This is a genomic window from Deltaproteobacteria bacterium HGW-Deltaproteobacteria-6, assembly GCA_002840435.1.
Taxonomy (GTDB): Bacteria; Desulfobacterota; Syntrophia; order Syntrophales; family Smithellaceae; genus UBA8904.
Map to the genome: position 1 here is coordinate 376,476 of PHAT01000005.1, position 17,000 is coordinate 393,475.

At 50.9% G+C, this 17,000-nt stretch carries 16 protein-coding genes; 9 read left to right on the forward strand and 7 right to left on the reverse strand.

Going from position 1 to position 17,000, the window contains the following annotated elements:
* Window positions 1–7 precede the first annotated feature (7 nt).
* The 6 genes from CVU71_11945 (at window position 8) to CVU71_11970 (ending at window position 4,809) form a co-directional block, all read left to right on the forward strand.
* Complete coding sequence (locus tag CVU71_11945; GenBank protein ID PKN18216.1) at window positions 8–628, forward strand: DUF47 domain-containing protein; 621 nt, start codon at window positions 8–10, stop codon at window positions 626–628.
* Window positions 621–1,622 carry an anion permease gene (locus tag CVU71_11950; protein PKN18217.1) on the forward strand — a complete coding sequence of 334 codons (1,002 nt, stop codon included), beginning with the start codon at window positions 621–623 and terminating at the stop codon, window positions 1,620–1,622. Before CVU71_11945 ends, CVU71_11950 begins: the two co-directional genes overlap by 8 nt.
* 167 nt (window positions 1,623–1,789) lie before the next feature.
* Complete coding sequence (locus tag CVU71_11955; protein PKN18218.1) at window positions 1,790–3,055, forward strand: diaminopimelate decarboxylase; 1,266 nt, start codon at window positions 1,790–1,792, stop codon at window positions 3,053–3,055.
* Between the two features lie 123 nt (window positions 3,056–3,178).
* Window positions 3,179–3,661, forward strand: coding sequence for a Cys-tRNA(Pro) deacylase (locus CVU71_11960; GenBank protein PKN18219.1), 483 nt, complete (start codon window positions 3,179–3,181; stop codon window positions 3,659–3,661).
* A 56-nt stretch (window positions 3,662–3,717) separates the two neighbouring features.
* Window positions 3,718–4,275, forward strand: a complete 558-nt coding sequence (locus tag CVU71_11965) for a thiol reductase thioredoxin (GenBank protein PKN18220.1) — start codon at window positions 3,718–3,720, stop codon at window positions 4,273–4,275.
* Window positions 4,276–4,290: 15 nt separating this feature from the next.
* Window positions 4,291–4,809, forward strand: coding sequence for an ADP-ribose pyrophosphatase (locus CVU71_11970; GenBank protein PKN18221.1), 519 nt, complete (start codon window positions 4,291–4,293; stop codon window positions 4,807–4,809).
* A 43-nt stretch (window positions 4,810–4,852) separates the two neighbouring features.
* On the opposite strand, the gene CVU71_11975 is transcribed toward CVU71_11970, so the two are convergent.
* From CVU71_11975 to CVU71_12000, 6 genes are all read right to left on the reverse strand, one after another.
* Window positions 4,853–5,569 (reverse strand): ABC transporter ATP-binding protein, encoded by a 717-nt coding sequence (locus CVU71_11975; GenBank protein ID PKN18222.1) that lies wholly within the window; start codon window positions 5,567–5,569, stop codon window positions 4,853–4,855.
* A gap of 149 nt (window positions 5,570–5,718) precedes the next feature.
* Window positions 5,719–6,465 carry an ABC transporter ATP-binding protein gene (locus CVU71_11980; protein PKN18223.1) on the reverse strand — a complete coding sequence of 249 codons (747 nt, stop codon included), beginning with the start codon at window positions 6,463–6,465 and terminating at the stop codon, window positions 5,719–5,721.
* The gene (locus CVU71_11985; GenBank protein PKN18706.1) at window positions 6,462–7,445 is read right to left on the reverse strand and encodes a branched-chain amino acid ABC transporter permease; all 984 of its coding nucleotides are present in this window, start codon (window positions 7,443–7,445) and stop codon (window positions 6,462–6,464) included. Before CVU71_11985 ends, CVU71_11980 begins: the two co-directional genes overlap by 4 nt.
* A 2-nt stretch (window positions 7,446–7,447) precedes the next feature.
* Window positions 7,448–8,323, reverse strand: a complete 876-nt coding sequence (locus CVU71_11990) for a branched-chain amino acid ABC transporter permease (GenBank protein PKN18224.1) — start codon at window positions 8,321–8,323, stop codon at window positions 7,448–7,450.
* 159 nt (window positions 8,324–8,482) lie between these two features.
* Window positions 8,483–9,946, reverse strand: a complete 1,464-nt coding sequence (locus tag CVU71_11995; protein ID PKN18225.1) for a branched-chain amino acid ABC transporter substrate-binding protein — start codon at window positions 9,944–9,946, stop codon at window positions 8,483–8,485.
* A 388-nt stretch (window positions 9,947–10,334) separates the two neighbouring features.
* On the reverse strand, window positions 10,335–11,447 hold the full coding sequence (locus CVU71_12000) for a hypothetical protein (GenBank protein PKN18226.1): 1,113 nt from the start codon (window positions 11,445–11,447) through the stop codon (window positions 10,335–10,337).
* Window positions 11,448–11,741: 294 nt separating this feature from the next.
* On the opposite strand from CVU71_12000, the gene CVU71_12005 reads away from it, so the two are divergent.
* From CVU71_12005 to CVU71_12015, 3 genes are read left to right on the forward strand one after another with little or no spacing between them, the layout of a single operon-like run.
* Window positions 11,742–12,512 (forward strand): hypothetical protein, encoded by a 771-nt coding sequence (locus tag CVU71_12005; GenBank protein PKN18227.1) that lies wholly within the window; start codon window positions 11,742–11,744, stop codon window positions 12,510–12,512.
* Window positions 12,513–12,541: 29 nt separating this feature from the next.
* Complete coding sequence (locus CVU71_12010; GenBank protein PKN18228.1) at window positions 12,542–13,312, forward strand: hypothetical protein; 771 nt, start codon at window positions 12,542–12,544, stop codon at window positions 13,310–13,312.
* A 37-nt stretch (window positions 13,313–13,349) separates the two neighbouring features.
* On the forward strand, window positions 13,350–15,290 hold the full coding sequence (locus CVU71_12015) for an NADH:flavin oxidoreductase (protein ID PKN18229.1): 1,941 nt from the start codon (window positions 13,350–13,352) through the stop codon (window positions 15,288–15,290).
* Window positions 15,291–15,405: 115 nt separating this feature from the next.
* Here CVU71_12015 and CVU71_12020 read toward each other — a convergent pair whose 3' ends face one another.
* Complete coding sequence (locus CVU71_12020) at window positions 15,406–16,935, reverse strand: acyl-CoA dehydrogenase (protein PKN18230.1); 1,530 nt, start codon at window positions 16,933–16,935, stop codon at window positions 15,406–15,408.
* Window positions 16,936–17,000 lie beyond the last annotated feature (65 nt).

The following is a 17,000-nucleotide window of genomic DNA, read 5'->3' on the forward strand; positions in this document are numbered from 1 at the left end:
ATTGCTGATGCGCCTGTTTCCTAAAGAAGAAAATTTCTTTAACTACTTTGAAGAGTTAGCCAATAAAATTGAAGAAGGTGGCCAATTCTTTCTGGATATGACCAAGAATCGTGATTATTCTGAAGCAAAAGTGGCACGCCTCAAAGAACTTGAGCATGAAGCCGACATCATTACCCACAAAACTTATGAAAGAATGCACAAGACTTTTCTGACGCCCATCGACCGTGAGGATATTTACGCCCTGGTCAACAAGATGGACAGCATTATGGACGTCATTGAAGCCACCGCCATTCGCATCCACATGTATAAGGTTAAAAAGCCGGATGACGAAATCATCAAGCAGGCGGAAATCCTTTTTCAAGCCATCAAAAAAATAAAAGAAATTGTGTATGGCCTGCGCGACATGAAAAACTCCCAGATGATTCTGGACGGCTGCGTGGAAATCAACACCCTGGAAAATGCCGGTGACGTCGTTTTAAGAACCATTATCACCAATCTTTTTATCAAGGAACAGGATGCCATCGAACTGATCAAATGGAAAGAAATCTTCGAACGGATCGAAGAGGCGATTGATGTTTGTGAAGACGTATCCAACACCGTGGAAGGGATTGTCCTGAAACATGCTTGATTCAATGGCATTTGTCATTTTCCTGGTGATCGTTGCACTTGTTTTCGATTTCATCAACGGTTTCCATGACTCTTCTAATTCCATTTCAACAATTGTTTCCACCAGAGTTCTTTCGCCCAAACAAGCCGTCATGTGGGCCGCCTTTTTTAATTTTATCGCCGCATTTTTCATCGGCACCGCAGTTGCTCACACCATTGGTAAAGGCATTATCCATATCGACATTATTGACAACCTGCTGATTCTTTCCGCACTGGGCGGCGCCATTGTCTGGAATCTCATTACGTGGTATTTTGGTTTACCGAGCAGTTCTTCTCACGCTCTGATTGGCGGACTCATCGGCGCAGGCATCGCCAAAGGCGGTGTCGAGACTCTGGTGTGGTCCGGCATCATCAAAACGACCGCTTTCATTGTCTTGTCACCTGCCATTGGTTTAGTTCTCGGGTTCATATTCATGGTCTTGCACATGAATCTTAATCGGAATTCCAATATTGCCAGAACAGACAAAATTTACCGAAAATTGCAGCTTGCTTCATCGGCAATTTATTCGCTGGGTCACGGCATGAATGATGCGCAAAAGACAATCGGTATCATTGCCATTGTTCTGTATAGTAAAGGCCTGATCGGTTCGAGTTTTAACATTCCCTACTGGATCATTATCATGTGCTACTCGGTCATCGCATTGGGAACCATGTTTGGCGGCTGGCGAATTGTGAAAACGATGGGAACTAAAATCACGAAACTTCAACCGATTGGCGGTTTCAGCGCTGAAGCCGCCGCCGCCTGCGCGATTATCGGTTCATCCATAGCGGGTATTCCGGTCAGTACAACACACACGATAGCGGGAGCCATTGTCGGTGTCGGTGCGACGAAAAGGCTTTCCGCCGTCCGCTGGGGCGTGGCCGGCAACATCATTTGGGCCTGGGTATTGACAATACCGATTGCCGCCGCCATCTCCGCCACCCTTTACCTTTCTCTGAAATTTTTTATTTTTTAAGAATCAACCACCCCGCAGCAAGCTGCGCGAATTAACGTTCGTCCCGCAAAACTGGATTCAAAATGTCTCAGTCCAACATCCCGATTGAAAATACTATTGATAATTTTTCTTTTTTCCCGTAAATCCTGTTCATAATTTCAAATTAATTTGCTACGGGAGAATCTTTGATGCCGGATAAACTGCCGCCTTTTACAAAAAAACAGATTGAAAAAATTATTGAACAATATCCGACTCCTTTTCATATTTATGATGAAAAAGCCATCCGGGCAAACGCCCGCGCCTTTAAAAAGGCTTTTGCCTGGAATAAGGGCTTCAAAGAATTTTTTGCCGTCAAAGCCTGTCCGAATCCTTATTTACTAAAATTACTTCATGCCGAAGGATTCGGCACGGATTGCAGCTCGCTTGCGGAACTGGTAATGTCTCAAAAGACCGGCATTGTCGGAGAAGAAATCATGTTTTCCTCCAACGACACCCCCGCCGAAGAATTTGTCAAAGCTAAAAAATTAAAAGCGGTCATCAATCTGGATGATATCTCACATATTCAGTATCTCGAACAACACGCAGGACTCCCTGAAATTATTTGCCTTCGCTATAATCCCGGCCCTCTGAAAAAGGGCAATATCATCATCGGCCATCCGGAAGAGGCCAAGTACGGATTTACGCGGGAGCAATTATTTGAAGGGTATCGTATCTGCCGGGACAAAGGTATTAAGCGGTTTGGCATTCACACCATGGTAGCCTCCAACGAACTTGACCCGAACTATTTTGTTGAAACGGCGGAAATTCTATTCAGGCTTATCGTCGAACTGTCGCACGCCCTCAACATCCGTTTTGAATTCGTTAATCTCAGCGGCGGCGTTGGGATTCCCTACCGGCCCGAACAGGAACGGATTGACTTACAGGCCATGGCCCGCGGCATTCGGGACAAATACGAGCAGATTATTGCCGCCAATGGTTTCGCTCCTATTAAGATATTTACCGAATCCGGACGATATATCACCGGCCCGTACGGCTACCTCATATCCAAAGTCCTGCATATTAAAGATACGTATAAACTATTTGCCGGACTGGACGCCTGCATGGCTAACCTGATGCGGCCGGCTCTTTATGGCGCCTATCATCACATCACCGTTTTCGGCAAGGAAAATCGTCCCCATGATGTCCTGTATGACGTCACCGGCTCGCTTTGCGAAAACAACGACAAGTTCGCCATTGATCGCATGCTGCCCCGGTTGGAACCGGGAGACATCATGGCTATTCATGACGCAGGCGCCCACGGCTATGCCATGGGTTTCAATTACAACGGCAAACTCCGCGCCGCCGAGCTGCTGCTTCGTGAAGACGGCTCCGTCACTCAAATCCGCCGCGCCGAAACAGTAAAGGACTATCTGGCCACGCTGGATTTCAAAAACCTGGCAACCTTCAAGGCATAAATTAAAGGGCTGAATGCCTGCACCAGCCCCCCGTCTCGCGCCTTCTTCAAAAAGGGAGTGTGGTCTTTGACCTTCAACCCTTTTTCCATTGCCTTTCCCACCAGGCATCATTATAATTGAACCATGGCAAAAGAAAAAATTCCGACCACCCCAGCCATCCTGGCCTTGAAAGCGCAAAGCGCCGATTATGCTTTGCAGATCTACACTTATGAAGAGCACGGTGGCACACGCGTATCTTCTCAGAAGCTGGGAGTTGACGAACATTGTGTTATTAAAACCCTGGTCATGGAGGATGAAACCGCCAAACCATTCATCATTCTCATGCACGGAGACAAGGAAGTTTCCACCAAATCGCTGGCTCGTTTTCTGGGTGTCAAATCCATCACACCCTGCAAACCGGAAACGGCGCATAAGCATACCGGTTATCTGGTCGGTGGAACGTCTCCGTTTGGCACCAGAAAACCTATGATGATTTATATGGAAAAAACCATCGCTGATTTGCCGGAAATTCTGATCAATGCCGGTTCACGAGGTCTGCTGGCGAAAATGCCATCTTCGGAACTTGTTCGCATCCTTCAACCCCGCGAAGTCAGTGTTGCGATATGATTTGCCTTTTGTACTGAAAAAAGAGATAATGCCCATCAACTTTTGAGGAAATATTTATGCCGGACAATGTGATCATCCGCTGCCTCAACTGCGGAACAAAAAATCGGATACCGAAACAAAAATTTCAGGGTCGTCCCACATGCGGCAACTGTCATGCCGCCCTTGATGATCTGATCATCCGTTGTTTGAAATGCGGCACGAAAAACCGTATGCCTGAGGAACGCCTGAATCAAAAACCGCTTTGCGGCAAATGTCGTGAACCGCTTGTAATCGTGAGACAGAACATCAAACCCATCGACGTAACCGATGACTCCTTTGCCCGTGAAGTGCTGACCACGGAAACCTCTGTCCTGGTCGATTGCTGGGCGCCCTGGTGCGGTCCGTGCAAGAGCCTTTCGCCGATCATTGATGAACTGGCTTCGGATTATGCCAATGGTGTAAAGGTGGTCAAACTGAATGTGGACGAAAATCCCGTTACCGCATCTCAGTACGGCATCCGCAGCATTCCCACTCTGCTGTTTTTTCGTGAAGGCAAAATCGTTGAACGTCTTGTGGGCGCCCTGCCGAAACAGGAAATAGAAAAACACCTGCTCGCGATTATCAAAACCAACTGAAGTGAAAAAGTTGTGATGGAAAATAACAAAAAGTTGTCCTACTCGTGTAAAATTTTTTCGGTCTGGGAAGAAGATATATCACTGCCCAATGGAAAAACGATTAAGCAAAGCTGGATCGACCATAAACCGACGGTAGCCGTCATCCCTGTTAATGATAAAAACGAACTGCTTCTGATCAAACAATTCCGCATCCCCGCCAAACAAAACCTGCTGGAGATTCCCGCCGGTTCCATGGACCACGGGGAGGAATCTCCCGTTGCCTGCGCGGGGCGTGAACTGGCCGAAGAAACAGGCTATCGGGCCCGATCGCTAACCCAGCTTTTTGCCGGCTATCTCTTACCGGGTTACTGCAATGAATTTATGTATTTTTTTCTGGCCCAGGATCTTGCTTATGCGCCACTGACGCCGGATGAAGACGAATTTATTGAAGTCATTCCCGTGAGCTTCAAAAGGGCCGAAGAACTGATAAATAGTGGTGCAATCATGGATGCTAAAACGGTCCTGGGAATTATGCTGGCCGGAAAATTCTTATGAGGCAACAGGTGCAGGTACCCGTATTTTTATTGCCTGAACTGTTTCACGCTTCCAGATATTTCGCCCGTATCTCGTGATTGTTTTTCATTTCCTCGGCGGCGGCCTCGCAGCCGATACAGGCCTTTGTCATCAGGTAGACCCGACTGGCCAGCGACAGAGCCACCTTCAGGTTATGTTCCACCAGCAGAACCGAAACTCCCGCCTTGTTGATCTCGGCTAGAACATTGCGCACTTCCTGAACCATGATGGGTGCGAGCCCTTCCGACGGCTCATCAACGAGAAGCAGACGCGGATTCCCCATGAGCGACCGGCCAATGGACAGCATCTGCTGTTCGCCGCCGGACAACAAACCTCCCATCTGGTTCGTGCGTTCCTTCAACTTCGGGAAATGATGGAAAATCCGTTCCACCGTCCAGACATTTGGATCGTTCGGCTTTTCGATCTTTCCGCCTTTAATCCCCAGAAGCAAATTATCCAGCACGGAAAGTCCGGGAAAAATACGGCGCTCTTCAGGCACATAACCGATTCCGGCGCGCGCCACCTTATAGGGCGGCAGGCCGGCTATCTCTTTTCCTTCAAGTAATACGGATCCGGAAGTCGGCTTGACCATACCCATGATGCTTTTCAGTGTAGTGCTCTTACCCATTCCGTTTCGCCCCAGCAGAGCCACCAGTTCTCCTTCAGCGATGTTCAGATTTATTCCCTGCAGCACATGGCTTGGCCCGTAATGAGTGTTCAGATCTTTTACTTCCAGTAACATATGTATTCACCTTAATTGACATTCTTTCTTAAAGGTTTTATGGCATCGCAAAAAGTGCCGGAGGCAAGGCGCGCGAAGTCCGCGGAATGAAGCGCAACGTTACCTGAAGGTGGACCCGGCATATGGCCTTTTTCCGAAGCCATTTCATCTTAAACTTCCAGATCGCCGAGATAGGCATCCTTTACGTCCTGATTATTGCGGATTTCCTGCGGTGTTCCCGTTGCCAGAATCTTTCCGTAATGCAAAACCGTAATCCGGTCCGCCAGCGAAAAGACCACGTCCATGTCATGTTCGATGATGACCACAGTCTTGCCCTGGGTCAATTTCCGGATCAGCGCAACTGCATCCTGAGTCTCTTCTCTGGACATTCCCGCCGCAAATTCGTCGAGCAGCACCAGCTCAGGATCCGTTGCCAGCGCCATGCTGATTTCGAGGGCGCGCGATTTTCCATAGGACAATGCGGCAGCCGGCGTATCCCGGTCCTCGAACAAATTGATCCTTTTCAACATTTCTTCCGTCTCTTCGGTCAGCCGCTTCATTTTATCCACGTTTCGGAATAAATTGAAACGCACGCCGTCTTTGGAGAGAATCGCCAGCCGGATGTTTTGAAACGCCGTCAGATTCGTAAATGTGCTGGTGATCTGAAACGACCGTCCCATGCCCATCCGCGAAAGCTGATGGGGCTTGTAGCCGGTGATGTCCTTTCCCTTGAAAAGCACTTTTCCCGCTGTCGGGTTATATGTACCCGTTATGGCATTAAACAGAGTCGTTTTCCCCGCGCCGTTGGGGCCGATCACCGCGTGCCGTTCTCCTTCTTCCACCTGCAGATTGACGCCGAACAACACTTTCAATCCGCCGAAACTGTGCTGTAAATCTTTGGTTTCCAGTATATTCATGACACCTTCTCCATTTCAGCCTTTTTTGCGGACCGGGCATTCCATTTGATGTTCAGCTTTCTGATAAGTCCCATAAAGCCCGTTGGCAGAAACATGACCACCAGGATCAGGATCACGCCCATGACCAGTTCCGTACTTTCCGTGTAGCGCAGAATCAGCTCGTCGATTCCCTGAAAGATGGCGACGCCCAGGATGGGTCCGAAAAAGCTGCCGACGCCGCCAATCATGGTTGCTATGATCGGTGCAAAAGACATTCCCAATCCCAGCGATCCGTCGGCCGAGACCAGATTGTGGGACAAGCCGTACAATGACCCCGCCACGCCGGCAAATGTTGCCGAGAGCGTATAGACCACCGCTTTTGTCTGCGGCACTTTATACCCCAGGTAATCGATGCGTTTGGCATTGTCGCGGATTCCCACCTGGATTTGGCCGAAGGGGGTCTTGGTGATAAACCACATCAGCCATGTGCATGCTCCCATCACAATCATCACCAGAAAATAGAAATGTTCGGGAGAAGTCTTCAGGCTTTCGGTAAAGATTCCCGGCATCGGAAAGTTTCCAATCCCGTCTTCACCGCCGGTTACTTTATATAACTTGAGCGCCAGAACAAACATCAACTGACCAAACGCCAGATGCAGCATGGCAAAAGCCGTTCCGCTCACCCGGACCACGAGGGGGGAGAGAACCAAAGCCAGAATCATTGATGCCATGGCGCCGATACCGATGGCCGGAAGGACGCCGATTCCGTCGATATGGGTAAGCGCCAGGGCGGTCCCGTATCCTCCCATCCCGAAGAACATCGCATGCCCGAAGCTCAAAAGCCCCGTGTACCCCAGCAGCATGTTCAAAGATACCGCATAGACGGCAAGGATGGCGAATGTCACCATCATATTCATATAGTAAACCCCAATCAACTTGGGGATAAAAATCAATAAAATAAGGCCTGCCAGCCAGGCCGTCACTTTTGTAGTCTTATTCATCATCACCGATCCTTCGCTCCGAATAGTCCGTTAGGACGAAACGCCAGAACAAGGGCCATGAAACAAACCATCAGGACCGGCGCAAATTGAGAGACGAACTGGACGCCGTAGGAGCTGAGCAGTCCGAAAATAATGGAGACGATAAAAGCTCCGGCCAGAGAACCGAATCCTCCCGTCACCACAACAATAAAAGCATCCATTCCCACCTGGTCCGCGAGTCCCGGAAAAACCGTCAGGATCGGCGCGATGGCCACACCGGCGAGTCCCGCCATCCATGTGCCGACGCCAAATACAAACATAAAGACCAGGTTGATATTAATCCCCAGGGCATTGACCATATCCCGGTCCGACACCGCTGCCCGGACAATCTTACCCAGACGCGTCCGGTACAAAAGGAGCATCATGAAAGCCAGAACGACCAGCGCCAACCCGATGACAAACAGCCGGTAAACCGGGTAGCTCACGCCGGCGATATCCACCATTCCCTGCAGGATGTCCGGAACGTGCAGTGGCAGGCTTTCCGAACCCCAGATCTTCTTGATTGCCGCCACGATGACCGCCGCAATACCCATTGTCAGGATCAACTCCCCAAAATGTCCCGCGGCATGGGCACGACGCAAAAAAACCCGCTCCATGAATACACCCAGCCCGGCCGTCATTAGCGGCGCAAAAATCAGCCCGAGCCAGAAGCTTCCCGTCACACCTACAATCTGGTAGCAGAAATAACTCGCCAGCATGAAAAACGCAGCATGGGCCATGTTCAGTATTCCCATCATTCCGAAGATGATGTTCAATCCCGAGGCAATTAAAAATAATATCATGCCGTAGGCAATCCCGTGCATGCCCTGCGAAATATACATCGATAAAGTTGGATCCATTCTTTACTTCCTTTCATTACTTAAACCGGAACTGCTCTGGATGGTCCTGTTGCCGAGCTTTCTAAAGGATGGACAGATCAACCCCCGTTTTGATGCGGGGTTGATCTGCCATTTGGCCAATTTTACAGCATCTCAGAATGGCGGGCGCTGGCGTTGCTGCTACTGGCCCCAGTCATTCTTTCCCTTGCAACGGTCCAATTTCTGGTCCATCCAGGGAAGAACCTTGGCAGCAGGAACCTTGTAAACCGGCCCAGTATAGGAAGCGTTCTTGAACCAGTAGTAGGGGGGAATGTTCATGGCAACTTTCTGCTGCTCGGGCGGCACATATTCGGTGACGCCCAGATCCATGACAGCCTTGTGATCACAGGCCCTCATTTTAACGACTTTGCCGTTGATGTATTGGTAACTGTCATTTTCCCAGACTTTAATGATCTTTTCCGGATCGGTGCTCTGCGCCCGTTCCATAACACTCATCGCCCAGTAGGTGGTCATGACCCAGGCGGCGGCGTTAGCCGTGAAATGCTGAAACGCGATGCTGCTGTAAGGAAGGGTTTTCCACTTTTTCTGCTGTTCCTTCCATGTCGTATAGAACTTGATATGCTCTTTTGTTTTGAAGAACGGAGTTGAATCATAATAGGCGCTGATATTGGTGAGGCCTTTGGTTCCCGCGACGCCTGTTTCGTTGAGGTAGTTGGGCTCATCCACGTAAACGTTGGCAAAAGGCAGCATGATGCCCATCTGCCGCGCCTGCTTTAACAGGTTTCCCGCATCGGGAAGCCAGTCCCCCGTAAAAATAACTTCGGCGCCGGAGGCTTTGACTTTGGTGAGGTAGGGGGCGTAGTCGGTCAGGAACAGTTTATGAAAATCTTCGCCCACGATTTGCGCGTCCGGATAATATTCCTTCAGGCCCTTCTTGAAGTCTTCCGCCAATTGACGGCCGAAAGCGTAATCCTGATTGAGAATATAGAATTTTTTCTCTTTTTTACGGATCTGGCCGTAGTAGTAGGCTAACCCGCGTGCGACTGACTCAGTGGAGAAGGTGGCATGGAAAGAGTAGGGTGAAAAATTGACCGCGTCCTGAAGATCATCAGACATGCACGTGGCATTGATGGCGATGATCTTGTATTTCTTAGCCGTCTCATTGATGATCTTCATGAAATGGCTGCCGTCTGTTCCCCAGAAGAAATGAACTTTTTCCTGCAGGGCCATGCGTTCCGTGACCTTTTTGCACTGATCCACTTTGGACATGTGATCCGCTTTAATGACTTCAATCAGTTTCTTTTTGCCGTCTACCATAATGCCGCCGCGTTTGTTGATGTCATGGGCCACCCATTGCACCAAGGCGAAGTAGATCTGCCCGTTGTATGCGCTTGGCCCGGAGAAGGCGGCGACGACGGCAATTTTAATCGTATCGCCCTTGGGAGTCACGGGGCTGCCCGGATCATAATCCGACATGTTCGACATTTTATTAGCATCGAAGACGGCGGCGGCTGGTGCTGCACTGCTTTTCTTGTCCACTTTAGCTGCTTTGGCTGCAAAGCCCGTAGACGGACTAAAGGCAGCCAGAGCACATACCGCAAGAGCGAGAAGAACAACCGAAAAATACTTACCCATTTGCTTCATTTTACTTTCCTCCTTGTTACAAAATTGATGGAGCCGCAAGAAGCATATCTTGTCATTCCCGGAAACAGTAATGAAGATGCAGAATGTTTTAATACTCTGTTTACTTCTTTGCTGTCACTGGGATTCAAGATCTTTTTCATGAGTGCATCTTACGGTTTCATTTTATCGGTTACCCGGGGCAGTACATTGTTTGATATGCAACTGCTTCGACATGTTGTAAAATAGCAGCGTTCATCCACGACGCTGTCTATTTCCCTATACTAATTATTATTCATTGTCAACAAGATCAATTTATTTATATTATCTTGTTATTTCATAAACATACGCAGTTTTAAAAGCCCGATAATAAAACGTACGTATGTTTATTATTCGTTTCAGTCTCTTCTGTTTAAGCAAGATATTTTTTCTGAATGCCGCGAAGAATATCTTCCGCATCCCGGACAATGGTCTCAACCATATCGCCTACCTTGGGCATATCGTTGATCCGCTGGGCCGCTTCGCCGGCTGCCATCAACGCTTTTGTCTTATCACCGTCATAAACAGCCTTGATGGATTCAATCTCATACTGAATCAGGGACATATCAATTGTCGTAAAGTCGTCGGGTGTCCCCAAGAAGACGCCGGGCGATTTTGCGAGCGTGTTGACAGCATGCTCTTCGCTGCGCGGGGTTTTCAACCAGCGGGCCGGTCCGACAAATCCACGGGCCACCAGAGTCCCTCTATCCTGAGCGGCCACAACAGCTTCTTTCCAGATCAAATGGAAATCGCTTTCCTGTGTAGCCAGGAACCGCGTACCCATCTGAACACCGTCGGCGCCCAGCACCAGTGCGGCGGCGAGTGTCTTACCGTCACAGAATCCACCGGCTCCGCAGACGAGCGTCTTTTCATCCGAAACGGCTTCCACCACCGCGGGCAGCAGGATCATGGAATGCACCGGCTCCCACGAGGTATGGAATCCGCCTTCGTGACCGGATGCCACAATCACGTCAACGCCCGCTTTCTTGCAGCGCAAAGCGCCCTTAACGGAGGGTACAACGTGCATCCAGGTAAACCCGGCGCCCTTGATTTTGTCATGCCAGCCTACCGGGTCTCCGGCGGAGGTAAAGATGACTTTGAAGTTTTTCTTCATTTCGGGATTCGCTTCCCGCACCCGGATGGCTGCATCAACAATGATGTTTGCTTCGGCCGCCATTTCCGCCGCGACCATGACGTTAATGCCGAACACGCCTCCCTTGTCTTTCGTGAGACGATATGTCCGCTTCAGCACCTTCTCCATTGCGGTGGCAATATCATCATCCAAATTTGCCTCGGCCGTCTTGATCCAGGCATCGTAAACAAAAGGTTGCATGTCCCTGCCCGTTAAACCGCTTGTGGAAAGCAGGCCCAATGCGCCGGCATTGGCCGCTGCAACGCCAAGGTTGTTATTGCTGAAAGGGCCCATCCCCGCCTGAATGATCGGATACTTAATTCCAATCAGGTCACACAGTCTTGATTTAATCATAAAACACCTCCTCCATTTAATTTATTAATATTTCATATTATCTTTTCGTTCTACAAGTACGTAAATAAAACGTACGTATGTTTTAATCATTATTTAAGGGAGGTCAATTTGTCAAGAATTATTATTGCTTAAGTTCCTAATATATTTAAATCATAAAGAAAATATCTAAAACAACTTGACAGGACAAACGGATTCATATAACGAAAATAAAACGCTTGTTTTATTAAGAATCATTAAACTGTTATTACCATTGATAATTTAATAAAGAAAGACAATAAAAGAAAGGAGCAACTATTGGAAATCAAAAGATACGACCATAAAACGGTGCTGGTGACAGGCGGCACCTCCGGGATAGGAAGAGCCACAGCCGTGGCCTTTGCCCGCGAAGGCGCACACGTCATCATTGCCGCCCGAAGGGAAGATCTCGGCCGTGAAGTTGTCCGCGAAATAGAAACCAATGGCGGAAAAGCCGTCTTCATTAAAACGGATATCCGGGTCAGCGAGGAAATCGACAGGCTTTTTCAGGAAATCACAACCCGCTACGGACGTCTGGATGTCGCCTTTAATAATGCCGGTCTTAGTTCAATGGGTATGCCGCCCGCCGCAAAGATCACCGAAGAGGAATGGGACGACATCGTCAATACCAATCTCCGCGGGACATGGCTTTGCATGAAACAGGAGATAGGCGTGATGCTCAAGCAGGGCGGCGGCGTGATAGTGAACACCGCCTCGGTGCTTGGCGTGACGGGAGAATACGGGTTAGCATCTTACTGCGCCAGCAAACATGGCATCATCGGATTGACCAAAACGGCGGCGCTGGAATACGCCCATAAAAACATCCGCGTCAATGCCGTATGCCCCGGACCGATCCGCACGGAAATGCTCACAGCCCCCATGGCCCAATTCGCTAAAATGAATGACATGCTGATTGCCAAAACACCCATGAGAAGAATGGGCGAGCCGGAAGAGATTGCGGGAGCGGTTCTTTGGCTTTGCTCCGGCGAATCGTCGTTTATGACAGGAAAAGAATTGGTGGTAGCGGGCGGTCAGGGGGTCGTATCCTGATGGCTGTTTCACGAGAAAGGAGATAAACTTTGAAAGCAAATCGATTTCAGGACAAAGTTGTTTTGGTCACCGGAGGCAATTCGGGAATCGGCCGCGCCGCGGCGCTGATGTTCGCCCGCGAGGGCGCCCGGGTGGTTATCGCCGCCCGCCGGGAAGACAAGGGCAACGCCGTCGTGCAGGAAATAGAAAATGAAAAAGGACGGGCCCGGTTTATTCAAACCGACATCACCCGGATAAAAGACATTGAAAATCTGTTTCAGGTCATTGATAATGAGTATGGCCGGCTGGACTGCGCCTTCAACAACGCCGGGGTCAGCTCACCCACGATGAGGCGGATCATCAATACAACCATGGAAGACTGGGACTGGATGATGAACACCAACTTAAAAGGCGTCTGGCGATGCATGAAACAGGAAATTCCGCGGATGTTGAAACAGGGCGGAGGCGCCATTGTCAACAATTCGTCCATCGCCGGCATCTGCTCGGAAGTCGGCCTGTCTGTTTACGCGGCAAGCAAGCATGCCGTACTGGGTTTGACCCGGGCCGCCGCTCTCGATTATGCTCACAGGAAAGTCCGCATCAATGCCGTCTGCCCGGGATTTATCCATACCCCCATGCTGGAAGAACCATGGCAGCAAAATCCCCAGATCAAGGATTTAACCATGGCACTGGTTCCCATGAAGCGATTCGGCAAGCCCGAAGAAATCGCCTCGGCTGTTCTGTGGATGTGCTCCGAGGAAGCGTCTTTTATGACCGGTAAGGAAATGGTCATCGGCGGCGGGCAGGCCATTCATTCATGATCATTTTAATTTAAAAGAGACCGTAAATAAGGAGAACATGATGAGTACATTGAAAAGCATCTTATCGCCTCTCAAGATCAGATCTTTGGAACTTCCCAATCGGGTTGTCATGCCCCCTATGGGATCGAATCTGGGAAATAAGGATGGAACGGTAAGTGAAGAGAATCTGGCATACCTGACGCGCCGCGCCAAAGGGCAGCCCGGCCTGATTATCACGGAGATCACCGGTGTTCATCCCGAAGGCGTGGTCGGCCCAAACCAGCTTGGCGCCTACGACGACCGCTTTATTCCGGGGCTGGCGAAAATGGCGGCGGCGGCGCATGAAGAAGGCTGCAGGATTGCCATGCAGATTCATCATACCGGTCGCGAAAGCCTCTACATGCTGGGCAAGGGCAAAGCAATGGCGCCGTCGCCGATACCGAGTATTGTTTTCAGGGGCATGCCCAGGGAAATGACGCTTGGCGATATCCAGGAAATCATTGCCTGCTTCGGATCGGCCGCCCGCCGGGCGCGCGAAGCCGGGTTTGACGCCGTGGAAATCCATGGCGCTCACGGCTATCTTTTAACACAGTTTCTCTCCGCGCTGACCAACCAGCGGACCGATCAATACGGCGGAACAACGTTGAAGGAACGATCCCGTTTTGTTCTGGAAGTCATCGCGGAAGTCCGCAGACAGGTTGGCGCGGATTATCCCCTTTCCATCCGGCTGTCCGCGCAGGAATTTATCAAGGGCGGCTACAGCGTGGAAGATATGCAGACCATCATCCCGGATATCGTAGCGGCCGGCGCCGACCTGATCCATGCGTCTTTCGGCACACACGGCAGCCCCGGCGGCATCACCCAGGCGCCCGGTGAATACGCACCCGGCTTTAATGTCTGGCTGGCCAAAAAAATAAAAGATGTCACTTCCGCGCCGGTCATTGCCGTCGGCCGCTTTACCGATCCTTCGGCGGCGGACGAGGCCATCGCCCGCGGCGACGCCGATCTGATCGCTTTCGGACGGCAGTTTTTAGCCGACCCGGATTTTCTCATCAAAGCCAAAGCAGGACGGACGGCGGACATCCGCCAGTGCATTGCCTGCAACCAGGGATGCATTGAAAGAGAAATGCTTGGAGAAGGAAACATTCGCTGCTCCATCAATCCGGAAACAGGCCAGGAAACGATCTATCCCAAAGGCCCCGCAGCCACCCCCCGGAATGTTTGGGTTGCCGGTTCGGGCCCCGCGGGCCTAATTGCCGCCTCCGAGGCCTGCCGCCTCGGCCACAAGGTAACCCTTTTCGAAAAGAAAAAAACCCTCGGGGGTCAGATCCGTTATGCCCAGGTTCCCCCGCATAAGGAAATCTACGGCGAATGGATCGACTGGCAGGCAGGCCAGGTTGAAAAATCCAAAGTGACCATCAAGAGGGAGACGGAGGTCACGGAAGCGCTGCTTGCCGACGGTAAACCTGATTTTGTGATCGTGGCAACCGGCGGAGAAAAGCTTGTCCCGCCCATCGCGGGAATCGACAAACCTTTTGTCTGTGACGCGTGGCAGATCCTCGACGGCCGGGTGGCGCCCGGAAAAAATGTTGTCGTCATCGGCGGCGGATTGATCGGTATGGAAGTGGCGGATTATCTCAGCGAAAAAGGGATTCAAGTTACAATAGTGGAAATGCTGAAACGTTCACCCGTCCTGAAAATCACGTCCCATGGTTACATGCTGCATAACCGTCTGCGGGAAAGAAAATGCCGGATGATCTTCGGCGTGGAAGTCAAGAGCATCGGCGACGGCTGCGTCGAATGCAGCATGGAAGGTGAACTGTCCGAGATTTCTCCTGTTGATCAGGTAGTGGTCGCCGTTGGAATGAAGCCCGTCAACGCACTCAAGGACGTTCTGGAGAAACTCGGGATTCCCTTTGCCGTTGTCGGTGATGCCGGCAAGCCCAGAAGAATCATTGAAGCAACGGAAGAAGGCGCGCGCGCAGCCTGGGATCTGTAATCACACTTGCTGCTGGTTTTCAATGAACCGGAATCGGCCCCGTGCCGATTCCGGTTTTTTTTGACCGGTTTACGAGAACATCATCATGTCTGGTATGGAACCGTGAATAAGGACGTTAAAACATATCTTCCGCTTTTGCCCATTCGGGGATATATCGATAATACTCCGGAGGATGAGCCAGTTGAAGTCCGGCCAGGGTCACTCTGGCCAGAGCAATGCCCTGGCGGGTGCGGTACAGGCCCGCCTTTCCTGCTGCTTCCAGGATCTCAAGGTATTTGATCAGATCCGCATCCGTAATTTCGAGCCATTCCCGGATGTCGTCCATCGTCATGTGCAATCCCGGATTAACCCGGTAATTCTCCGCCAGAATCTGCAGCACATCCGCTTCGCTGCGGGCTTTGGTGCGGGCCGGCGGTTGACCGACAGGCAGCGGAACTTTCAGGTCGGGATCGATCATCCGCTGTGGGATTTTCAAATCGTCTTTCAGGCGTTTGGTGCCCTGACGATAGATGAGCAGTTTCAGGACTTCCGAGGTTCCCGCGGCAATCTGCGTCAGCTTGGCGTCCTGCATGATGCGCTGCACGGGATAAATTTTCAGAGCGCCGTTTCCGCCCATGCACTGGATGGCTTCCAATGCCGTCTCCATCAGCGAGTCAGCCGCAAAGAGCTTGGAGATGGCGGACTCAACAGGAATTTCACGTCCCAGGTCGATGCAGTGGCAGGAATAGTACATCACCAGTCTGCCGAGGTAAAGCTTCGAAATCATATCCGCGAGCTTGAACTGGTTGGTGGCGATATCGCCGGTGGGGCGGCCGAACTGCAACCTTCTTTCCAAATGCTGCTTGGTATAACGGATGCACTCCCGCATCATGCCCAGGATCGGGGCGGCATTCAAAATTCTTTCGACATTCAGGCCGCCCATCATGATCTTCCATCCGTCGCCTTCCTGCCCCAGACGGTTGAACACGGGAATCCTGGCCTGATCGAAGGTCAGATTACCGTTGTAATTACCAAACATGCCGATCATGTCATTGACTCTCTCGATATGGAAGCCGGGAGCGCCTTTCTCCACGACAAAAGCGCTCAGATGACGATAGGCAGCCCGGTCCTCCGGTTTGAGGCTGGTCCGGAAATAGCACAGATAAAGATCGGCCGCCGCAGCGGTTGTTTGAAATCTTTTTTTCCCGTTGATGATATAACTGTCGCCGTCGCGCACGGCCGTTGATTCGATCGACGCGATATCGGAGCCCGCATAAGGCTCCGTCATGGTGATGCATCCTAAGAGCTCTCCTTTGGCCATTTTCGGGAGCCACTTCTGTTTTTGTTCCTCGTTTCCATTGTGCAGCAGCTGCGTAGCGCTGCCGAACATGGTGGTCCCCAATGGGCCGACCACACCGGCGCGGGCGGCTTCTTCGTTGAGAATCGCCGCACCCGTCACACCCCAGTCTTCAAAATGGCCGCCGTATTTTTTCGGGACCAGGGCGCCGAACCAATCCTGTCCGGCCATCAGCTTTGAAGCCTCCCGGGCGAATTCATTTTTTACGATGCCGCGCATGCCCACCGGCATCAGCACATCGTCGACAAATTTCCCGGCGTCCTCGGCCAGTTTGATCTGGGCTTCACTCCACCACGGGAAAGTATCCATGTTCGTTCCTTTCTATTGCAGGATGATCCTGCACGATTCACTGCCGGAAGGTATTTCCGGCGTTT

Coding starts and splice junctions, on each gene's coding strand:
- CVU71_11945 (PKN18216.1), top strand. CDS start 8: ATGCGCCTGTTTCCTAAAGAAGAAAATTTCTTTAACTACTTTGAAGAG.
- CVU71_11950 (PKN18217.1), top strand. CDS start 621: ATGCTTGATTCAATGGCATTTGTCATTTTCCTGGTGATCGTTGCACTT.
- CVU71_11955 (PKN18218.1), top strand. CDS start 1,790: ATGCCGGATAAACTGCCGCCTTTTACAAAAAAACAGATTGAAAAAATT.
- CVU71_11960 (PKN18219.1), top strand. CDS start 3,179: ATGGCAAAAGAAAAAATTCCGACCACCCCAGCCATCCTGGCCTTGAAA.
- CVU71_11965 (PKN18220.1), top strand. CDS start 3,718: ATGCCGGACAATGTGATCATCCGCTGCCTCAACTGCGGAACAAAAAAT.
- CVU71_11970 (PKN18221.1), top strand. CDS start 4,291: ATGGAAAATAACAAAAAGTTGTCCTACTCGTGTAAAATTTTTTCGGTC.
- CVU71_11975 (PKN18222.1), bottom strand. CDS start 5,569: ATGTTACTGGAAGTAAAAGATCTGAACACTCATTACGGGCCAAGCCAT.
- CVU71_11980 (PKN18223.1), bottom strand. CDS start 6,465: ATGAATATACTGGAAACCAAAGATTTACAGCACAGTTTCGGCGGATTG.
- CVU71_11985 (PKN18706.1), bottom strand. CDS start 7,445: ATGAATAAGACTACAAAAGTGACGGCCTGGCTGGCAGGCCTTATTTTA.
- CVU71_11990 (PKN18224.1), bottom strand. CDS start 8,323: ATGGATCCAACTTTATCGATGTATATTTCGCAGGGCATGCACGGGATT.
- CVU71_11995 (PKN18225.1), bottom strand. CDS start 9,946: ATGAAGCAAATGGGTAAGTATTTTTCGGTTGTTCTTCTCGCTCTTGCG.
- CVU71_12000 (PKN18226.1), bottom strand. CDS start 11,447: ATGATTAAATCAAGACTGTGTGACCTGATTGGAATTAAGTATCCGATC.
- CVU71_12015 (PKN18229.1), top strand. CDS start 13,350: ATGATGAGTACATTGAAAAGCATCTTATCGCCTCTCAAGATCAGATCT.
- CVU71_12020 (PKN18230.1), bottom strand. CDS start 16,935: ATGGATACTTTCCCGTGGTGGAGTGAAGCCCAGATCAAACTGGCCGAG.